20 protein-coding genes and 1 tRNA gene are annotated in these 19,719 nt (G+C 54.0%); 6 read left to right on the top strand and 15 right to left on the bottom strand.

Annotated features, from left to right (window positions below; all coding sequences use genetic code 11):
* Nucleotides 1-121 precede the first annotated feature (121 nt).
* The 4 genes from ispG to A4S02_RS03590 all read right to left on the bottom strand — a co-directional run bounded on the left by ispG (nucleotide 122) and on the right by A4S02_RS03590 (nucleotide 5,014).
* A complete protein-coding gene (gene ispG, locus A4S02_RS03605) occupies nucleotides 122-1,282 on the bottom strand; it encodes a flavodoxin-dependent (E)-4-hydroxy-3-methylbut-2-enyl-diphosphate synthase (protein ID WP_019090216.1) in 1,161 nt (386 codons plus the stop codon).
* A 136-nt stretch (nucleotides 1,283-1,418) separates the two neighbouring features.
* Nucleotides 1,419-2,693, bottom strand: coding sequence for a helix-turn-helix domain-containing protein (locus tag A4S02_RS03600; RefSeq protein ID WP_208858913.1), 1,275 nt, complete (start codon nucleotides 2,691-2,693; stop codon nucleotides 1,419-1,421).
* Nucleotides 2,686-3,768 (bottom strand): NAD(P)H-dependent flavin oxidoreductase, encoded by a 1,083-nt coding sequence (locus A4S02_RS03595; protein WP_204251362.1) that lies wholly within the window; start codon nucleotides 3,766-3,768, stop codon nucleotides 2,686-2,688. The genes A4S02_RS03600 and A4S02_RS03595 overlap by 8 nt, the downstream gene beginning before the upstream one ends.
* Entirely contained in the window at nucleotides 3,761-5,014 is a 1,254-nt protein-coding gene (locus A4S02_RS03590) for an aspartate kinase (RefSeq protein WP_070324160.1), read from the bottom strand. The genes A4S02_RS03595 and A4S02_RS03590 overlap by 8 nt, the downstream gene beginning before the upstream one ends.
* A gap of 172 nt (nucleotides 5,015-5,186) precedes the next feature.
* Here A4S02_RS03590 and ubiG point away from each other — a divergent pair, with 172 nt between their 5' ends.
* On the top strand, nucleotides 5,187-5,927 hold the full coding sequence (gene ubiG, locus A4S02_RS03585) for a bifunctional 2-polyprenyl-6-hydroxyphenol methylase/3-demethylubiquinol 3-O-methyltransferase UbiG (RefSeq protein ID WP_019090212.1): 741 nt from the start codon (nucleotides 5,187-5,189) through the stop codon (nucleotides 5,925-5,927).
* 52 nt (nucleotides 5,928-5,979) lie between these two features.
* Here ubiG and A4S02_RS03580 read toward each other — a convergent pair whose 3' ends face one another.
* From A4S02_RS03580 to A4S02_RS03560, 5 genes are all read right to left on the bottom strand, one after another.
* Nucleotides 5,980-7,242, bottom strand: a complete 1,263-nt coding sequence (locus A4S02_RS03580; RefSeq protein ID WP_070322972.1) for a lactonase family protein — start codon at nucleotides 7,240-7,242, stop codon at nucleotides 5,980-5,982.
* A gap of 30 nt (nucleotides 7,243-7,272) precedes the next feature.
* Nucleotides 7,273-7,785 carry a DUF2147 domain-containing protein gene (locus A4S02_RS03575; RefSeq protein WP_019090210.1) on the bottom strand — a complete coding sequence of 171 codons (513 nt, stop codon included), beginning with the start codon at nucleotides 7,783-7,785 and terminating at the stop codon, nucleotides 7,273-7,275.
* Nucleotides 7,786-7,916: 131 nt separating this feature from the next.
* Complete coding sequence (locus A4S02_RS03570) at nucleotides 7,917-8,402, bottom strand: DUF1178 family protein (protein ID WP_070322971.1); 486 nt, start codon at nucleotides 8,400-8,402, stop codon at nucleotides 7,917-7,919.
* 21 nt (nucleotides 8,403-8,423) lie between these two features.
* A complete protein-coding gene (gene grxC / locus A4S02_RS03565; RefSeq protein ID WP_003623465.1) occupies nucleotides 8,424-8,690 on the bottom strand; it encodes a glutaredoxin 3 in 267 nt (88 codons plus the stop codon).
* 49 nt (nucleotides 8,691-8,739) lie between these two features.
* Nucleotides 8,740-9,507, bottom strand: coding sequence for a ComF family protein (locus A4S02_RS03560; protein WP_070322970.1), 768 nt, complete (start codon nucleotides 9,505-9,507; stop codon nucleotides 8,740-8,742).
* A gap of 72 nt (nucleotides 9,508-9,579) precedes the next feature.
* Between A4S02_RS03560 and A4S02_RS03555 the strand changes: the two genes are divergently transcribed.
* Entirely contained in the window at nucleotides 9,580-10,455 is an 876-nt protein-coding gene (locus A4S02_RS03555) for a methyltransferase domain-containing protein (RefSeq protein WP_070322969.1), read from the top strand.
* 12 nt (nucleotides 10,456-10,467) lie between these two features.
* Here A4S02_RS03555 and moaA read toward each other — a convergent pair whose 3' ends face one another.
* From moaA to A4S02_RS03535, 4 genes are all read right to left on the bottom strand, one after another.
* The gene (moaA, locus tag A4S02_RS03550) at nucleotides 10,468-11,484 is read right to left on the bottom strand and encodes a GTP 3',8-cyclase MoaA (RefSeq protein WP_070322968.1); all 1,017 of its coding nucleotides are present in this window, start codon (nucleotides 11,482-11,484) and stop codon (nucleotides 10,468-10,470) included.
* Nucleotides 11,485-11,623: 139 nt separating this feature from the next.
* Complete coding sequence (gene pgmG / locus A4S02_RS03545; protein WP_070322967.1) at nucleotides 11,624-13,033, bottom strand: phosphoglucomutase/phosphomannomutase PgmG; 1,410 nt, start codon at nucleotides 13,031-13,033, stop codon at nucleotides 11,624-11,626.
* The gene (gene galU, locus A4S02_RS03540) at nucleotides 13,033-13,923 is read right to left on the bottom strand and encodes a UTP--glucose-1-phosphate uridylyltransferase GalU (protein WP_003623457.1); all 891 of its coding nucleotides are present in this window, start codon (nucleotides 13,921-13,923) and stop codon (nucleotides 13,033-13,035) included. The genes pgmG and galU overlap by 1 nt, the downstream gene beginning before the upstream one ends.
* Nucleotides 13,924-14,261: 338 nt before the next feature.
* Nucleotides 14,262-14,348 (bottom strand) — tRNA-Leu (locus A4S02_RS03535).
* A 72-nt stretch (nucleotides 14,349-14,420) separates the two neighbouring features.
* Here A4S02_RS03535 and lipB point away from each other — a divergent pair.
* Nucleotides 14,421-15,122, top strand: a complete 702-nt coding sequence (gene lipB / locus A4S02_RS03530; protein ID WP_070322966.1) for a lipoyl(octanoyl) transferase LipB — start codon at nucleotides 14,421-14,423, stop codon at nucleotides 15,120-15,122.
* Here lipB and A4S02_RS03525 read toward each other — a convergent pair.
* Both A4S02_RS03525 and A4S02_RS03520 read right to left on the bottom strand, forming a co-directional pair.
* A complete protein-coding gene (locus tag A4S02_RS03525; protein WP_019090200.1) occupies nucleotides 15,103-15,675 on the bottom strand; it encodes a LolA family protein in 573 nt (190 codons plus the stop codon). The genes lipB and A4S02_RS03525 overlap by 20 nt on opposite strands.
* Nucleotides 15,675-16,013 carry a BolA family protein gene (locus tag A4S02_RS03520; RefSeq protein ID WP_070322965.1) on the bottom strand — a complete coding sequence of 113 codons (339 nt, stop codon included), beginning with the start codon at nucleotides 16,011-16,013 and terminating at the stop codon, nucleotides 15,675-15,677. Before A4S02_RS03520 ends, A4S02_RS03525 begins: the two co-directional genes overlap by 1 nt.
* Nucleotides 16,014-16,064: 51 nt before the next feature.
* Between A4S02_RS03520 and A4S02_RS03515 the strand changes: the two genes are divergently transcribed.
* From A4S02_RS03515 to cobT, 3 genes are all read left to right on the top strand, one after another.
* Nucleotides 16,065-16,685 carry a J domain-containing protein gene (locus A4S02_RS03515; RefSeq protein WP_082246736.1) on the top strand — a complete coding sequence of 207 codons (621 nt, stop codon included), beginning with the start codon at nucleotides 16,065-16,067 and terminating at the stop codon, nucleotides 16,683-16,685.
* An 88-nt stretch (nucleotides 16,686-16,773) separates the two neighbouring features.
* Complete coding sequence (gene cobS / locus A4S02_RS03510) at nucleotides 16,774-17,781, top strand: cobaltochelatase subunit CobS (RefSeq protein WP_019090197.1); 1,008 nt, start codon at nucleotides 16,774-16,776, stop codon at nucleotides 17,779-17,781.
* Between the two features lie 13 nt (nucleotides 17,782-17,794).
* Complete coding sequence (gene cobT, locus A4S02_RS03505; protein ID WP_070322964.1) at nucleotides 17,795-19,711, top strand: cobaltochelatase subunit CobT; 1,917 nt, start codon at nucleotides 17,795-17,797, stop codon at nucleotides 19,709-19,711.
* Nucleotides 19,712-19,719: the final 8 nt, after the last annotated feature.

Raw genomic sequence — 19,719 nt, 5'->3', positions numbered from 1 at the left:
TACATATTCCCACACCACGGCACCCGTAACCTTGGCTGGCGTGATGTTTTTTGCTGTTTAAATGGCACGTCTGTCCCTGCCCGCACCTTTTGGTGCAAAGCAGAGGGAGAATGTTTAAGGCTTAGTTGGCAGATGCCATGTCTGGCAGTTCCTGCGCCTTGCCGTCCTGCTTTTCCTTGGCTTCTTCCGCCTGAATAGCAGCAACGCGCTCTTCTACCAGTTCCACAACATGTTCGATCATGTCTGCTGCTGGCACGGTATGATCCTGCTTGCCACCGGCATACACCATGTGACGGCCAGAACCACCGCCGGTTACGCCCAGATCTGTCAGCAGGGCTTCACCCGGACCATTCACCACGCAGCCGATGATGGACAGGGTGAGCGGGGTTTTAATATGTGCCAGCCGGTCTTCCAGCGTCTGCACTGTTTCCACCACGTTAAAGCCCTGACGTGCGCAGGACGGGCAGGAAATAATCTTAACGCCGCGGTGGCGCAGGCCGAGGGACTTAAGAATATCCCAACCCACCAGCACTTCTTCTTCCGGCGCGGCGGAAAGAGAAACGCGCATGGTATCACCCACACCGGCCCACAGCAGATTGCCCAGACCAATGGAGGATTTTACAGTGCCAGCGCGCTTGCTGCCTGCTTCTGTAATACCAATGTGCAATGGGTAATCGCAGGCATCTGCAAGCTGCTGATACGCTGCCACAGCCATGAACACATCGGAGGCCTTCACGCTGATCTTGAATTCACGGAAGTCATGATCTTCCAGAATTTTGGCGTGTTCCAGAGCACTTTCTACCAGCGCATCGGGGTTAGGTTCACCGTATTTTTCAAGCAGATGCTTTTCCAGTGATCCGGCGTTCACACCAATACGAATGGAACAGCCGTAATCCTTAGCAGCCTTCACCACTTCACGCACACGCTCGGCGCTGCCGATGTTGCCGGGGTTGATACGCAGGCAGGCGGCACCTGCCTTTGCGGCTTCAATAGCGCGTTTGTAGTGGAAGTGAATATCGGCCACGATCGGCACGTTCACTTCCTTTACAATTTCTTCCAGCGCCTTGGTGCTTTCCTCATCCGGGCAGGACACACGCACGATATCCACACCCGCCATTTCTGCACGACGAATCTGCTCGATTGTTGCCTGTGCATCGGTGGTGAGGGTGTTGGTCATGGTCTGGACGGAAATCGGCGCATCACCACCGACGGCTACCTTGCCGACATGGATCTGCCGAGATTTCCGACGCTCGATATGCTGGTAAGGCCGGTAGCCGCTCATTTTACATCCTTTTGTCGAAAACGACAGTTGAGGGAAGCTGCCGTGTTCGGCCACACGGCGTTCTCCATTGCGTTTGGTGTTTTCCTGCCAAAATCAGGACCATTTGGCTACACATAATACGCGCGAGGGTGCCATTCTAGTGCGAACCCATGCCCTGAAGCTGGCGCGCATTCAAATCATCAGCGCTTGGTTCGGCTTGTACGGGTGCGGCCCGGCGGCGTGGCCGGGGTGCAGTTTCCTTGGGCTTAAGCGCCTGTTCCGAGGCTGCCAGATCTGTCTGCGCATCTGTTAATGTTCCTGATACCGCATTGGGCACAGGGGCTGCAACATCTGCATGTGTAGGTGGTATGGCAACATTATTTTGCGCAGTGGGTGCGGCTAATGTGCCATCACGCACGCTTTGCGGTGTTAGCACCATTTTGCGGCGTACGGCACCATTGCGCCCCAAAGGGGCTGTAACCAGTTCTCCCATACGCAAAACCACACCACCAGCATTGCCTACGGTTAGGCTGTAAGGCCCACCTTCAACCGGCACATTCCATTCCTCATCGGGTTGCAGAATGTGGTCATACACAACCTTGCCGTTGGCATCCTTCACCTGCACCCAACTGGCGGCTAGGGCCTTCAGCACGATCTGATTATCCGCAATGGCCGCAGAAGGAACTGCTGGCATTGCGGAAGATGGCGCTTGCACGTTGGGTTGCGGAGGCGTTTGCGTAGCTGGCGTGCCAACATCCCCCCCCAGTTGGGTTGCTTTCGGTGGCATGACACCTTCGGGCGAAGCACTTCCAGCACCTTGCGCATTCACTGCCTGTTCAGCATTAGGCGGCTTAAGCTGCACGGGTGGTGGCAAAGGTGCCGGAACCGCACTTTTATCCGGCAAAATGGAAGCCACTTGCGGAGAGGGCGCATTATGCGTCTGCTCACCAGGCAGGAGGCTTGCCACAGGCGGCACGCGCTCGGGAGCAGGCGGCGTGTGCCCTGTAAAATAATACCAACCTACATAGCTGGCCAGAATAACCGCAAGCCCAAGAGAGATGGACACAGCCGGCGGAATACGCCGATCTGGCGGTGGATCTGGAAACACAAGTTCTGGCTGCCGAATGGCGTTGCGCGTTTCCAGCCTATAGCGTTCCACCATGGGGTTTGGATCAAACCCCAAAGCCTGCGCATAGGCCCGCAAAAACCCAAGCGTATAGACTTCCGCCGGAAGCACATCCGCTTTTCCGGTTTCCAACGCATCCAGATACGCATCACGGATGCGCAGATACGCAGCAACATCATCCAAGGACCAGCCAAGCTGTTCGCGGCGTTTGCGCAGCGCACCCCCTACCCCATATGTACCAATATCGGGGAGTGGAGGCAGAGCAGCCGGCTGCTCCTGTTCAGAACTTGGGGCGTTTTCAGCCATCAGCATCCATACGGCGTTGTTGACGGATCAGCGCTATCACGGCCTGATCTATCAGGTCAGCAATAATCTGGGCCACCGGCTGCACAGATTTCACCATGCCAACAGATTGCCCGGCCATAACAGAGCCTTCTTCCACATCTCCATCAATAACCGCACGCCGCAAAGCGCCAGCCCAGAAATGTTCGATTTCCAGCTGAGCATCTTCGCGCGTGAGATCACCGGCCTGAAAGCGGCGGATAACATCAGCCTGATGCGCCACAAATTTGCGCCCGCCCTCATTGCTGATGGCCCGCACCGGAATAACCGGAAAGCGCTCATCAAGCTGCACTGAGGTCGTCGCATCACGCGCATTGGCCCGCACAAAAGCTTTTTTAAAGTTTTCGTGGGCAATACTTTCCTCTGCCGCAGCAAAACGTGTGCCGAACTGACCACCAGCGGCACCCTGCTCCAGGTAGGAAACAAGCGCATCACCACGGCCAAGGCCGCCAGCCACAAACACGGGAACGTTCTGGATATGCGGCAGAATTTCCTGTGCCAACACAGTTAGAGAAACAGGGCCGATATGGCCACCAGCTTCTGCGCCTTCAATCACCAGCGCATCCACACCCATCTTGATCAGCCGTTTGGCCAGCACCAATGCGGGGGCAAAGCCAATAACCTTGGCACCTCCATCCTTGGCGGCCTTGATGGCAGCGCTAGGTGGAATACCACCTGCCAGCACAATATGACCTACCTTGGCGTCCAGACATACCTGCACCAGTTCATCCAGCTTGGGGTGCATGGTAATCAGGTTCACACCAAAGGGCCGATCTGTCAGCGCACGGGTGGCGGCAATTTCCTCTGCCAGACGGGCTGGTTCCATTGCGCCGCAGGCAATCACGCCAAACCCGCCTGCGTTAGAAATGGCGGATACAAGGTGGCGTTCACTCACCCAAGACATCGCCCCGGCCAGAATGGCGTAAGGCGTGCCCAGAAAATCCGCTCCGCGCTGCCACAGCTTATCCAGCCGTGAGCGGGCGCGTTGCCATTCTTCTGAAGTTGGAGCAGGATTCAGGCTGCTTGCAATATCAGACATCATCAAGACCATAGGCCGTGTGCAGCGCACGCACTGCCAGTTCGGCATATTCTGCGGCTACCAGCACAGACACCTTGATTTCGCTGGTAGAAATAGCCTGAATATTGATGGAGCGTTCAGACAGCGTGCGGAACATGGTGCTGGCAACACCTGCGTGAGAACGCATGCCGCTACCTACCACGCTCACCTTCACGATATCCGGGTCTGTTTGCAGTTCTTCATACTGCACAGCACTACGCACGCTTTCCAGAATGCTGATAGCACGTGGCAGATCGGTCTTGCTGGTGGTGAAGGTCATGTTCGTAGTGCCATCGGCACCCGTGCTCTGCACGATCATATCCACATTCACATTGGCTTCGCTCAGCGGGCCAAAAATTGCCGCCGCAATGCCCGGACGGTCAGGAATGCGCCGAACCGACAGCTTGGCTTCATCACGGGAGTAGGCAATGCCGGTGACCAGTTTCTTTTCCACGATTTCGTCCTCATCCACCACCATAGAGCCGGGAAGGTGACCTTCCATCACTGCGGGGCCATCTTCAAAGCTGGAAAGCACTTGCACACGCACACGCTCACGCATGGCAAGGCCTACGCTGCGTGTTTGCAGCACCTTGGCACCAACAGATGCCAACTCCAGCATTTCTTCATACGTAATTTTGTCCAGCTTGCGCGCCTTGGGCACGATTCTGGGATCTGTGGTGTAAATACCATCCACATCTGTGTAGATATCGCACCGGTCTGCCTTAATAGCGGCGGCAAGCGCCACGGCAGATGTATCCGAGCCACCACGCCCCAGCGTGGTTACGCGGCCATCTGGCCCCACACCCTGAAAGCCTGCCACAACAGGCACCATGCCTTCGGCCATGCTGCCCAGAAGGCGTGCGCCATCTATCGAATCGAGGCTGGCCTTGCCGTGCAGAGAATCCGTAAGAATGGGCACCTGCCACCCAGCAAAGGAGCGCGAAGGCACGCCAAGCTTTTGCAGGGCAATGGCCAGCAAACCACTTGTTACCTGCTCACCCGTTGCCACAATGGCATCGTATTCGCGCGCATCATACAAAGGAGAAAGAGACTGACAGAACCCAACCAAGCGGTTGGTTTCCCCTGCCATGGCTGAAACAACCACCAGCACATCGCAGCCTGCGTCTTTCTGTTTTTTGACGCGTTCGGCCACGGCTCTGATACGGTCAAGATCCCCCACGGATGTCCCGCCGAATTTCATGACAATCCGGGGTGCGGAACCGGACATAGCTTTATTCTCCACCAAACAGGCCGTAAAACGCATTGCACCAGCCCTTCCCGCAACCTGCATAGCGGAAAAGACGCATGGGAACGGTTGCGCTGCTTCACAAGCCGCGTCACATACCTCTCCCGGCCCCCTTTCGTCCAGCGGGGAGACCAGCAGGAAAGGAATTTGTTGTATGCACGCCACCCGAGAGGAAGCGCCTTCCTCTGTTTCTTCCGAGGAAATTGCCCGCTTTAGTGCTCTGGCAGACAAGTGGTGGGATCCAACAGGCCCCATGCGCCCCCTACATGCCATGAACGGCCTGCGGATTGAATGGGCCAGCCGCCACCTGCCCCTGCGTGGCCGCAAATCACGCAAGCCGCATGTGCTGGATATTGGCTGCGGTGCCGGATTGGCCAGTGAGGCCCTTGCAAAAGCCGGGTATGACGTATTGGGGCTGGATGCATCGGCCAATGGTATTGCTGCCGCACAGGCGCATCTGGAAGCCAACCCCCTTCCTGCCGGCTCTGGCACGCTCCATTATCGCCAAGGCAGCGCAGAAGAACTGGTAGCAGAACACGCCAAGTTTGATGCTGTGATGGCTTTAGAAATTATAGAGCATGTCACTGATCCTGAAGCATTTATGGTTATGCTGGCTCAGCTTGTAGATGCCAATGGCACGGTAATTGTTTCCACCATGAACCGCACCCTGCGCTCTTTGGCGGTGGGTAAGATTGGGGCAGAATATCTACTGCGCCTGCTGCCTGTGGGCACGCATGAATGGCGCAAGTTTATCCAACCTTCCGAACTGGGCCGATATGCCCGCGCTGCTGGCCTGCGGATGGTCGCCATTTCTGGCATGGCCCCCGGCATTGGTAGCTGGAAAGAAACACGGGACTTAGGCATTAACTATATCGCTGCCTTCAAAAAAGACTGATACGTAATTTCCTTTATTATCAGTACGTTTCTGACATTTCCTTATAAAAATATTAAGCGGGAAGTGTCAGAAACTCAAAGCAGGTTGGGCTCCCAATGGGTGTAAAATCCCACGTAAAGCCAATCTTGCCCGTGGTTTTATCTACCCGGAAAGATGTGATGGAATCACTCCGCTGGTTGGCCACGAACAAATAGCTGCCAGAAGGATCAAATTTGAGCGCGCGCCCGTAATCGGCATGTGTCCAGATTTCATCCACCAATGTTAGACCGCCATCTTTAGCCACCTGAAACACGGCAAGGGAATCGCCCAAGCGGTTGGATACGTAAAGAAAATGCTCATCGGGTGAGAACAGGATGCCCGCAGCCAAGGTGCTGCCCCGGAAATGAGCCGTCAGGCTGCTTACGGCCTGCTGCGGTGCAATATCCCCTGTTTTGGCATCAAAATTTGCCACTACCACCTTGGAATCCTGCTCGCACAGAATGTACAGCCGCAAGCCATCCGCAGAAAACTGAAAATGCCGCGGGGCTGAACCCGCTGTCATGGTGGTAAACGGCTTTTTGGCCGGAAACAGACGCCCGGTCTCCAAGTTGATGCCATACACATACATTCTATCCAGACCAGCATCTGCCACCGCCACAAAGCGGCCTGAAGGGTCTGCGTGGATCATATGTGGGTGCGAACCTGAATGATCGCTTATGGCAAAGTTGCCCGGTGGGTTATCCGAAGCCCGATCAGGCATACGTGGGCCAGTATTGTGGATAAGGGTTGTCATCTGCCCCAAGGAACCATCTTTCTGCACACGCAGCAGTGCAAAGTTCCCACCCGTATAGTTGGCCACCATAACGTATTTGCCAGAAGGATGAACGCTAAGATGCGCCGGATCTGCCCCACCGGAAGAAACAGTATTCAGCTTTGTTAACGCACCCGTGCCATGATTTACCGAAAACGCCGTGACGGCCCCGGTATTTTTTCCTTCAAAATCATTGATTTCGTTAACAGCGTAGAGAAAAAGCTTATCTGGAGAAAACGCAATAAAGGACGGGCTGGCAACATCTGTAAATGTATTCAGATGGTTGAGAGCGCCTGTTTTACGGTCCATTTCAAAAACCGTAATCCCATCTCCATTGCCGCCCGGCGGCCCGTGCTGCGTATAGCCACCTACATAACATAAAATACGTTCTAGCTGCGGTGGCGTTGCGGCATCCTGCTTATCAGGCGCAGGCGCATTATCGTCTGCCTGCGCATAGGCGCTCCCCAAAAAACCACACGCCAGACTACCCAGCCCGAAAGCACGACGCGAAAACGAGCCGCTCATAATCCTGTTTGTCTCCTTGCTTGCGTATGCTCAGGGCATCTTGCAGACAGGCCCCATCGGAGGCCCGGAATAACGTGTCCATGTCTGGGTTTCACCAAAAATGGGCAGCCCCAGATAGCCACGCAGCTTTAGAACGCCAGATTGGGGAGACCAGATGCGTGCGTCATACTTATGGCCGCTATCGGGGTCTAGAATATTCCCTTCCCACTTGTTTTTTTCATCTTTCAGGGGGCGAAAATCTGTTAACATCAGGAGGTTACACTCGGTTTTTCCATCATGCCCCTTGGGCACATCCGTACCATCGTAACGCAGCCCGATCAGCCGACCGCAAACGGTTTCTCCGCATTTTTCAATTTTGAAAACGCCATCATGATCTTGGCTCAGCCAATAGCCCATCAGGCTATCTTCACCGCCCATCGCAGCAGAATCCGCCATGGCAGGCTGAGAAAGTGCAGGAAGCAGCGCCGCAGATATGCCTAATACAGACGAAAGAAAAAAAGCCCTAATTCCAGTTTGAGCGCCGCGCGCCATGAAGTTTTTCATGCTCTCTTTCTCCTTCGCCCAGCCCTGTTTCCAACATATACTTTTTACGTAACCGGCTGGCCTGCCCTGTTAATTTGGGCACCGTAAGCACTGCCTGCCACCCTAAGTACGGTTCCGACAACCCCGAAAAATCAGCTGTCGGTCTTGCGTACCCACGGAAGCGGCAGCACATCAACCCCTTCATCTTCCAGCATTTCGCGCTCTGATGCCGTCATATCCCCATAGATACCGCGTTCTGGCGCTTCTCCATGATGAATACGCAAGGCTTCATCCGCAAAATTGGAACCTACATTATCGCAGTTTTCTTCCACCACGGCTCTGATCTGGCGCAAAGCGCTCATCAGATTATCTGGCGTTACGGCTTCTGGCTGTTGCGTTGCGGTTGGCGCTTCTGGTTGTTGCTGTGGAATTGCTTCAGGCTGCGAAGATTCCACTTTTTTCGGGTGTGCACGGCCCTTTACAATAGCGGGCGCCATAAGGGCCTGCTCCACTTTGGACGAACCACAGATAGCACAGCTCAGCAAATTTTCCTGCTTCAGGCGTGCAAAAGCGGCGCTATCCCGATACCAGCCTTCAAACGTATGTCCGTTTGCGCAACAGAGCTGATAACAGATCATCCGCTTTTACCTCCTGTTTGTTTAGTTTTCGCCCAAGCCCAAAGCGGCATCCAGCTTGCCCTGCCGCTCTAATGACATCAGATCATCACATCCGCCCAAGCACCGATCGCCTACAAAAACCTGCGGCACTGTTGTGCTGCCACCAGAACGGCGGATAGCATCTTCGCGTTCCTGCGTGCCTCGTGGTGCGTTAATTTCCTTGAATGGCACCTTTTTACTTTCCAGCAGCGCAACTGCTCGTACGCAAAACGGGCATCCCCGCTGGGTGTAAATTTCGATTTCAGGCATAAACATATTCCTTCTGGGTGTTTCAAAGCCCGGTTCTGACACCGCACATCTATTCTGGTAGGTTTATATCAACTTCTGGCCGCGCAGACACCAGCCCTGCCACTAAAAGACTAACGTTATGCACCCCAGCTTGCCTTAATGCTTGCACGCAGGCGGTAGCTGTGGCGCCTGTTGTGAGCATATCATCCACCAATACAACACAACGCCCTTGCAATTTTTTCTGCCATTTGGGCCTGAATGTAATGGCGCTTTGCATTTCCTGCTGCCGTTCTTTGCGCGAAAATCCAGCTAGTTTTGTTGTAGCGCGCATACGCATAAGGGCATCAGGCGCCACCTGTAAATGTTTTATCCGCGCCACTTCAGCCGCCAGCAGCGCTGCCTGATTGTAACGGCGCCGAAGCAAGCGCCACCTATGCACAGGCACAGGAACCAGCAACACATCTGGGCGGAGAATATCTTGCCCAATCTGCCCCATACGTTGTGCCAGAAACTGGGCATTTTCTGTTCTATCTGCATATTTAAGCTGTAAAATCAGATCTCTGGCTGCTGCTGTGTAAATAAAAGCGGCCCGAGCCTGTTGCCATGCAGGATGCTGCTGCTCACACGCAGCGCACAAACCTGTATGCCCCAAACTTTCCTGCGAGGGCTGAGGTGTTGCACAGGCATCGCAAAATGGATGGCTGATAGGTTGTAAGCGGCCAAAACATGATGCGCAGGTTAGCCCATGCTGGGCCACATCTGCGCCACACAACACGCAACTTGGCGGATACAAAATATCCATCAAAGCAGTGCCCAGTTTGCGTATCTTCACCTGCATTTCTGCGGCTCACACAAAATTTCCTGGTCTCTCTCCTTGGCAAACCACAGGGAAGCACGCACATGTTGCAAAATGGATGTGCCCGTAATTTTTGATCGCAAAGCTGTAAGACTGCACCGTGAACGTGCAGCCAAAACCCAGCGTGCTACTACCCCCATACTGGAAGCGGCTGCAGATATTCTGCTGGATCGGCTGGATGATGTCATGCGTTCATTTTCCAACGCGTTGGATATTGGTGGCCGCGGCATTATCTGCCAAGGGCTGAATCGCAGAAAGATTCCCGCCATTACGTGTGATCTTTCCGAGGCACAGGCACGTTGCGCATCAACTCCAAGCGTGTGCGCTGATGAAGAGCGCCTGCCCTTTGCCCCCAGTAGCTTTGACCTGGTGGTTGCCAGCCTTTCCCTGCATTGGGTGAATGATTTACCGGGCCTGTTCCACCAAATTCGCTCTATCTTGCGGCCTGATGGGCTTTTTTTGGCCAGCATTCCCATTCTGCCTACATTGCGACCGTTGCGGCAGGCCTTGGAAATGGCCGAATTGGCTTTAAGCGATGGTGTTTCCCCCCGCGTATCACCCCTGCCCACACAGCAAAGCTGTGTCTCGTTACTGCAGCGTGCAGGATTTGCGTTACCTGTGGTGGATACAGAAACACTGGAGCTGCGTTACCGCTCCTTACACGCATTGATGGCAGATTTACGCGCTGCGGGAGAAACCAATGCGCTTGCTCTGCGCTCGCGCGCCATTCCCCCACGCTTGCTGTTTCCTGCGGCCGCGCATGAACTAGAAGATGAAAAAGCAGAGAGTTTCTGCATGCCATTACATATGGCAATACTTGCGGCGTGGTCTCCCTCTGGCAATCAGCCACAACCGCTCACGCCGGGGCAATTTACGCATTCATTGCATGATGTGCTGCAACAGCAGCCCCAACCTTTAACCAAAAAATAAGCGAACAGATTTTTACCCGCCCGTAACGCTCATATGCCGTTGCGGGCCGGAAACATCGGCTTCCGATGCGCCAAGCAAAAAATCATGCCCTTTGGGTTTGCGCGCAATGGCATCCTGAATAGCTCTTTCCAATACGGCATCATCTACACCTGCCCGTATCAGGCTGCGCAAATCGGCACCATCTTCCTGCCCCAGACAGGTATAAAGCCGCCCCGTGCAAGATAACCGCACCCGGTTACACGTTGCACAGAAATTGTGGCTCATAGGGGTAATCAGCCCCAGCCTTCTGCCTGTTTCTCCTACCCGCAAATATCGGGCTGGACCACCGGTTGCATCTGGAATGGGCGTAAGCGTCCAACGCTTGGATAAATCTGCCTTCACATCCAGCAACGGCAGATAGCGCGATGTGCGATCTTCCCCCGTATCTCCCATTGGCATGGTTTCAATCAGACATAAATCTGCGCCTATTTCTCCACACCATGCCAGCAGGGTATCAAATTCATCATCATTCACACCGGCCATTGCAACGGTGTTGATACGCAGCGCTAACCCAACATCCCGCGCAGCACGTATGCCTTCCAGGGTAGCGGCCAGCTTGCCCCTGCGGGTTATTTTGGTAAACCGTGCTTCATCCAGCGTATCCAGGCTGACATTCACACGGCGCACACCGGCATCAAACAAGGTTTGTGCATACTGCGCTAAATGGCTGCCATTGGTTGTAAGAGTGAGTTCTTCCAACTGGCCGCGATTATCGGAATGCTTGAGCCATGACCCCAGCTCCTGAAAAAACGGGCCAATATCACGGCGCACCAAAGGCTCTCCGCCTGTTATACGCAGGCGGCGCACACCGTGCTGCACAAACACACGGCATAGGCGCAACAGTTCATCATAATCCAGAACATCTGAGCGCGGCAGAAAGGTCATGCGTTCAGCCATGCAGTATGTGCACCGCATGTCGCACCGGTCTGTTACCGATACACGCAGGTAAGAAATCCGCCGCCCGGCAGGATCCGTTAAAGAGGACAACATTGGTTCTCTATATCAGAAACCAACCCCACATAAAACGACAGTTTGAAGGTTGGTTACGGAAAAACACAGTTGCTTATGATAGCAAAACGGGCGGCCCTGAAAGAACCGCCCGCCTTACCTAACAGCCTAAGCTAAAAACCTAGTGGCCAGAACTGTTTCCTGAAAAATCAGGGCGCGGCAGAGCAGAAAGCTCAAGTTGCTGCACCAGTGCTTCCTTCAAGCGTTCCAGACACGCTTCTGTCCGGCCTTCTGCACGCGCAACCAGAACAGCCTGCGTGTTAGAAGCCCGTAGCAGCCACCAGCCATCTGGGGTGTTCACGCGCACGCCATCAATTTCGGAAACATCTGCACCTTCCTTACGCAGGCGTGCAGCAACTTCCTCAATCACTTTGAACTTGCGGTGGTCATCACACTCAAAACGCAATTCCGGGGTAGATGTGGTTTTGGGCAGCGCTTCACGGAAAGCCGAAAGCGGTTCATTCATACGGGCAACAATATCCAGCACGCGCACGCCGGCGTACAAGGCATCATCAAAGCCGTACCATTTATCTGCAAAGAAGATATGGCCAGACATTTCACCCGCCAGAGGTGAACCTGTTTCCGCCATTTTGGATTTGATAAGCGAATGCCCTGTGCGCCACATCAGTGGCTTGCCACCGGCTTCTGCCACCTCATCAAACAGCACTTGGCTGGCCTTGGCATCAGCAATGATAGTGGCCCCAGAATGGGATTTTAGCACATCGCGCGCCAGCAAAATAAGAAGCTGATCGCCCCACAGAATTCCGCCTGCATTATCCACTACGCCAATGCGGTCTGCATCCCCATCAAACGCAATACCCAGATCAGCCTCATTCTCACGCACAGAGGCAATAAGCTGCTCCAGATTTTTGGCAACCGTTGGATCAGGATGATGCACAGGAAAAGTGCCATCAATTTTAGCGTTCAGCACAATGTGCTCGCCCGGCAGCTTTTTTACCAGCATTTCCAGAACTTCACCGGCGGAACTGTTGCCATTATCCCAGACAACTTTCAGCTTGCGCTGTCCGCCAACGTAATCCTTTACAAGCCGCTCTACATATTCTTCACGAATATCCACATCGCGCACGGTGCCTTTTTCTTCTGGCACCACATCGCCTTTGGCAGACAGATCACCCAGTTCCCGAATCTGGGCACCGAAGAAGGGCTTGCTAGCCAAGGTTATTTTAAAGCCGTTGTGATCAGGCGGGTTATGGCTGCCTGTTACCATAATGGCACCATCAGCTTTAAGAATAACAGACCCATAATATAGCAGAGGTGTGGGGCCACGCCCCACACGCACGACATCCAGCCCGCACGCTACAGCACCTTGCACCAATGCCTTCTCCAATGAAGGAGAAGACAAGCGGCCATCATAGCCCACAACCAGCGTTTTACCGCCGTTGCGGCGCACAAGGCTGCCAAAGGTGCGGCCAATGGCAAACGCATCATCGGTTGAAAGGGTTTTACCAACAATTCCGCGAATATCGTATTCACGCAGGCTGGTAGATTCAAACCTATGCGTAAAAGACATCAGATTTTATCTGTGTACTTTTTCAAAAATTCCTTCACGCCGTCAGCAAGATCAGGACGTTCCAGAGCAAAGGCTACCTGAGCTTCAAGGAAGCCAAGCTTGTTGCCGCAGTCATAGCGGGTGCCTTCATAACGCAGACCGTGGAAAGGCACCTGACCAATGGTTTTTGCCATGGCATCTGTAAGCTGCACTTCACCACCTGCACCTTTTTCCAGCTTGGAAAGGTAAGGCATAACTTCTGGTGTCAGCACATAACGGCCAATGATGGACAGGTTGGAAGGCGCATCTTCCGGCTTTGGCTTTTCAACCAAACCTTTTACTTCCACAAGGCGGCCATCATCCTTGCCTGTGTCCAGAATACCGTAACGGTTTGTTTGTTCACGCGGCACTTCTGTAACCGCCACAACACTACCGCCTGTTTCATTATACGCATCGGCCAACTGCTTCAGGCAACCCTTGCCGGGTGCAGCCTGCACGATATCATCGGGCAGCAGGATGGCAAACGGATCATCCCCAATAAAGGAGCGTGCGCACCAGATAGCATGCCCAAGGCCCAGCGGTTCCTGCTGACGCACTGCAATAAGAGAGCCTGCTTCAATAGAGCTGGGTTCCAGCGCTTTCAGGCAATCAATCTTGTTGCGCTCTCTGAGCGTATCTTCCAGCTCATAAGCAATATCAAAGTAATCAATAAGAGAGTCTTTACCACGGCCTGTAATCAGGCAGAACTCTTCAATCCCGGCTTCACGCGCTTCATCAATCGCATACTGGATCAGTGGCCTATCAACAACAGGCAGCATTTCTTTTGGCATGGCCTTAGTTGCAGGCAGAAAGCGCGTTCCCAATCCCGCAACAGGCAGGACTGCTTTACGTAAAGGCTTGGGTTTGGACACGAATACAACACCTTAAAAAACGGGTTAAACCTCAACCATCAGAACCACCCTGCCCGCAGAGAGCACCCTGCCAACAACACGGCTCATCAAGAATGCAGCAAAACCCACCCAACGCGCAAAAACGCGTGTGCGTGTTTTAGACCACACTCTACATGGCTTTTATTTTACACATCTAAAACCATGCGCCTATTCTAAAAACCGGAAAAGAGAGGCGTGAATATGACAATTCATGCATAAAAATGCAGAATTGTACTCTGGCAGAACAGATATGCACCCAACAGGCAGAAAATCTCTGCTGTATTTTATTGCTCTGATTCAATTTTATTTTTGAAGAAGTATGGTGCGGCCGAGAAGACTCGAACTTCCACGGGGTATTCCCCCACAAGCACCTCAAGCTTGCGCGTCTACCATTCCGCCACGGCCGCACGTGACAATCGGCACCAGAAGAGCGATACCGTTGGTGAACAGCCCTATAGCCGAAGCAGGAACGTGCGGCAATGACAAAAGAACAAATTTTATGGGAAATCAGCAAAAAACTGGTTCCATACCCTCAAGCACTCAGCCGTATGGAAAGCATGGCCCGCAGCATACGTGCGGATGAAGCTGCAGAACGCGTGTGGTTACTGGAACACCCACCACTTTATACTTCAGGCACATCTGCCAAAACAGAAGATCTTTTCAACCCCGCAAATTACCCCACGTATCATGCAGGCCGCGGCGGGCAATGGACATATCATGGCCCGGGGCAAAGAACCGCTTATGTGATGCTAGACCTGCAATGCCCCCACGGCCCCGTACCGGCAAGAGACCTACGCGCTTATGTACATGCGTTGGAATCGTGGGGGATTGGTGCGTTAGACCATTTTGGCATTCATGGTGAAGTGCGCGAAGGCCGCGTGGGCGTGTGGGTTACAGACCCCAGAACTGGGAATGAAGAAAAAATTGCCGCTATTGGGGTACGTGTTTCCCGCTGGGTAAGCTGGCATGGCGTTGCCATCAACCTAGACCCCAACATGGCGGATTTTGAGGGCATTGTGCCCTGCGGAATCAGGGAATACGGCGTGACCAGCTTTCGCAAACTGGGGCTTTCCACCACCATGCAGGAACTGGACCACGCGCTGGCCCAATCCTGGGCCAACACATTTGGCAGCGTCCCTTCTCCCTTACAGGAAGTGGCCGTTACACAGGGTCCAGACTGATGGAAATAACATGTCTGCGTTCATCCACAATCTGAATGGAAGAAAGCGCAAGCTTGTTTGCCACGTCATGAAAAACCAACGTAACCAACCCCTGTGAAGGGTTATCCGTGCGTGTGAGCGAAAGCTGCAACACGCCGGGTTGCTTTTGCACGTTGGTAACAGTGACGGCACCAGACAGCACAACAGGGTTATCCAACAGCAAACCCAGCGGATTATGCGCCAGACCAATACGGGTTTGAGAGCCCTGCTGGGCATCTGTAAATACAGCATGATGCCCAGAAGCCCGAAGCTCCATTTCATGCGGTGCTGTATAGTGCATGTACAATGATCCGGGTTTGTAGGTAATTAACCCGCCGCCACGGCTGCCATTGGCCCATGTTTGAAGGAATGGTGCGTTTTCCAAATCCACGGTGCGGAAGTAATTTTCCACGCGGGCCACATCTGTATTTTTTGCTCCAGATGAGCCCTGCAGGGCCTGCCCCGCGCAGGCTGCCAACGCCAGAGGGGCCACCAAGGCAAAGGCACGACGGTTTAATTTTAAGCCTTTGCGCATTATGCCACCTTCTCCGCTTCCTGCGGTGTGCGCAGGGTAAGGGCCAGAGCATGCAAACCGCTAGAAAATTCCGGGGCCAAAGCCTCATGCACCATGCGGGAGCGGTTCACACGGTTAACACCTTCAAACGCGGCGGAAACCATGAGCACCCGAAAATGCGTTTCTGTGGCACCGGCTTCTGGCCCACGCACCATGGCTTTATGGTGAGCGTGGCGGTGGCTTTCATCCTCAATTTCCAGCATAATGGGGTTGAATGTTTTTTCCAGAACATTACGAACCCGCTGCATACGCACACCTTCTGCCTTGGAAAGAGCCGAAGAATCTGAAAGACTGGTCATATCCCTGTTTACCTCTTGCTACAGATGCTTTTGCACCGCACATAACGCTAAATGATTAAACGTAGGAACACCCGCCCCCGCGCGTTCGATCCTGACCCTGACGCGCCAACACGTTGCTGTGACATGCCAAGCTGTCAGGAGCCGGCAGGTTACCGCGCGCCCCGCTCGCGCGATGCGCTGAACCAGTATTACTGGTTCTGCCTCAACCATGTTCGGGAATATAATGCGCGGTGGGATTATTACAAAGGCATGAGCCCCGGCCAGATTGAAGCGCACCTGCGCGCAGATATCGGGTGGGACCGGCCAACATGGGCTTTTGGCCAAAGCGCCAAAGGTGCAAAACGCGCCACACCCAATGAAGAGGATATTCTAGACCCGCTGGATATTCTGGGCCAGAACCGCCGCTCCCGCGCAGAACGCGCGCGCGCGCAGGCTTATCAGGAACGCACATCCGCCCCTGCGGCATTGCGGGAACCTTTGGCCATTCTGGGGCTTTCTTGGCCTGTCAGTATGGAAGAAGCCAAAAACCATTACTGGGCATTGGCGCGCAAACACCATCCGGACACCAATAACGGAGACCGGAATGCCGAAGAACGGCTTAAAAAAATCAATGTTGCCTTCACGATTGTGAAGACCCATCTCTTAACCGAAAGCCTCGAAAAAGCGCTGTGATGATGTATGCTGCATTCAAGGCATCATATATTTCCGGTTGCTTTGCCTTTTTTCTTTCCTGTCAGACAAAGAGCGCAGACATATAGCCATGACGGATATTTCCAGCCAGTCCAACGCTTCCGAACTCCCGCCCATTTCAGCCATTTCCACGCCAGATATGGAAGTGAGTGTGCGTGATGTGTTCGGTCTTGATTCTGACATGAAGGTACCTGCCTTTTCCATCCGTACAGAACACGTACCCGAAGTGGATAAGGCTTATCTGTTCGACCATGACACCACGCTGGCCATTTTGGCAGGCTTTGCCTTTAACCGCCGTGTGATGGTGCAGGGCTTCCATGGCACCGGTAAATCTTCACATATTGAACAGATTGCCGCACGCCTGAACTGGCCGTGCATTCGCATCAATCTAGACAGCCATATTTCCCGTATCGATCTGATTGGCAAAGATGCCATTGTGGTGAAGGACGGCCAGCAGATTACCGAATTTCAGGAAGGCCTACTGCCGTGGTGCCTGCAACGCCCCTGCGCACTGGTGTTTGATGAATACGATGCAGGCCGTGCGGATGTGATGTTTGTGATCCAGCGCGTACTGGAAGTGGAAGGCAAGCTGACTCTTCTGGACCAGAACCGTGTAATTTCCCCCAACCCGTTCTTCCGCCTGTTTGCCACGGCCAACACTGTGGGGCTGGGTGATACAACTGGGCTGTATCACGGCACGCAACAAATCAACCAAGCCCAGATGGACAGATGGAATATTGTTACCTCCCTGAACTATCTGCCGCATCAGCAGGAAGTGGGCATTGTATGTGCGCGTCTGGGCATTGCGGAAGATGACAAAGCCGCGCGCGACAAAATTGATAACATGGTAGCGCTGGCAGCCCTTACCCGCTCCGGCTTTATGGCGGGAGACCTTTCTACCGTTATGTCACCCCGTGGGGTTATTGCTTGGGCAGAGAACGACCGCATCTTTAATGATGTGGCTTTTGCCTTCCGCGTGACCTTCCTGAATAAGTGTGATGAGGCCGAACGCAGCATGGTGGCGGAGTATTATCAGCGCTGCTTCAACACCAGCCCGCTGCCCGGCCGCACTGCCTGAATCGGATTTTTTCATGGCTGAGCGCACCAAAGGTCCCTCTTCTCCCAACACGCCGCCTTTCTCTCGGGAACAGGCGGAAAAACGGGCGGACACTTTCAAGCAGGCTACATCTGCCGCTTTACGCGCTATTGGCGGGCAGAAAGAGGCAGGTGTTTCCTTCCACAGCGGCAACATGCCTCTGGCCCCGATCAGCCTTGGGAAAAAAGTGCGGCTGCAATCTCCTTCTCTCAATTTAAATGAGGAGGAAATGCAGCGCATCCGTGGTGCAGCAGATGCGCAGGCACTGCGCCTAAAGCACCATGACTTTGCCCTGCACGCCGCACGCCAGCCTGCCGAAACGCAGGCGCGGGATGTGTATGATGCACTGGAACAAGCCAGAATCGAATCTGTAGGCGCACGCCACATGAAAGGCGTGGCGGCCAACCTGCGGCAGCGGCTTGAACAGGATATCCGTGCGTCTGGCTTGGACCGGATGAAAGATGCCTCCCAGCTTTCCCCCGTCGTGGGGCTGGAATTACTGGCGCGTGAAAAACTGACAGGCCAACCGGTGCCTGAACCGGCTCAGGCTATTCTGGAGAAATGGAAGCAAACCCTTCCGCCAGAAGCCTTGAGTGCGCTGGATGAAATGGCCAAGCACCAGACGGATCAGGCCGCATACGCGCGCGCCAGCCGTCAGCTTATGGCTGTCTGCGCCCTGACAGAAGATGACAGGGCATCTGAAGATATGGATGCCGACAACGATTCTTCCGAACCTGCGGATTCGCAGGATGATTCAAATCCACCTCCCCCAGATCAGGAAGAAAACACATCCCCACAGCAGGATGAGCAGGAAGAGGAAATCTCTCAACCTCAACTGATGGCGGGAAGCGGCGAATCTTCTTCAGAATTTGCAGAAGAAGAACACGATGCCAGTATGGGTGAAGGCACGGGGGAAGCCTCGGGCCCCGGCAGCAGGCCAGAAAATGAACCCGGCCTAACAGCCAGAGGCTATCACCCCTACACCACCCAGTTTGATGAAGAGATTCGCGCAGAAGAATTGTGCGACCCCGAAGAACTTTCCCGCCTGCGGCATCAGCTTGATCTGCAATTAGCCACTTTGCACGGTGTGGTGTCTCGGCTTGCCAACCGGCTTCAGCGCCGTTTGATGGCGCAGCAAACGCGCTCTTGGTCGTTCGATCTGGAAGAAGGTATTCTGGATGCGGGCCGCCTATCCCGCATTGTGGTAAATCCTATGCTTTCCCTGTCCTACAAGCAGGAGAAAGATACGGAATTCCGCGATACGGTCGTAACTCTGCTGATTGATAATTCCGGTTCCATGCGAGGGCGGCCTATTTCTGTTGCGGCATCCTGCGGGGATATTCTGGCCCGTACGCTAGAACATTGTGGCGTAAAGGTGGAAATTCTGGGCTTTACCACCCGCGCATGGAAAGGTGGCCAAAGCCGGGAACTCTGGTTGCAAAACGGCAAGCCCCCAGAACCGGGCCGCCTGAATGATTTGCGCCACATTGTTTACAAATCAGCCGATATGCCGTGGCGTCGTGCCCGCACAAATCTGGGCCTGATGCTGCGTGAAGGCCTGCTGAAAGAAAACATAGATGGTGAAGCCCTGCTTTGGGCATGGAACCGTATCAGAAACAGGCAGGAAGCCCGCAAAATTCTGATGGTTATTTCAGATGGCGCGCCGGTGGATGACAGCACACTCTCCGTCAACCCAGCATCTTATCTGGAAGACCATTTGCGTGCTGTGATTGACATGATCGAAAACCGCAGCCCTGTAGAATTAACGGCTATTGGTATCGGGCACGATGTAACACGCTATTACCAAAAGGCCGTTACCATTACAGATGCGGAGGAACTGGGAGGCACGATGCTCCAGTCCCTTTCCGCTCTGTTTGAAGAAAAACGCGGCCCACGTAAACGCTCCCGTTAAAAGCAAAG

The organism is Acetobacter ascendens, from assembly GCF_001766235.1.
Lineage (GTDB): Bacteria > Pseudomonadota > Alphaproteobacteria > Acetobacterales > Acetobacteraceae > Acetobacter > Acetobacter ascendens.
This window is presented reverse-complemented; position numbering and strand designations above follow the sequence as displayed.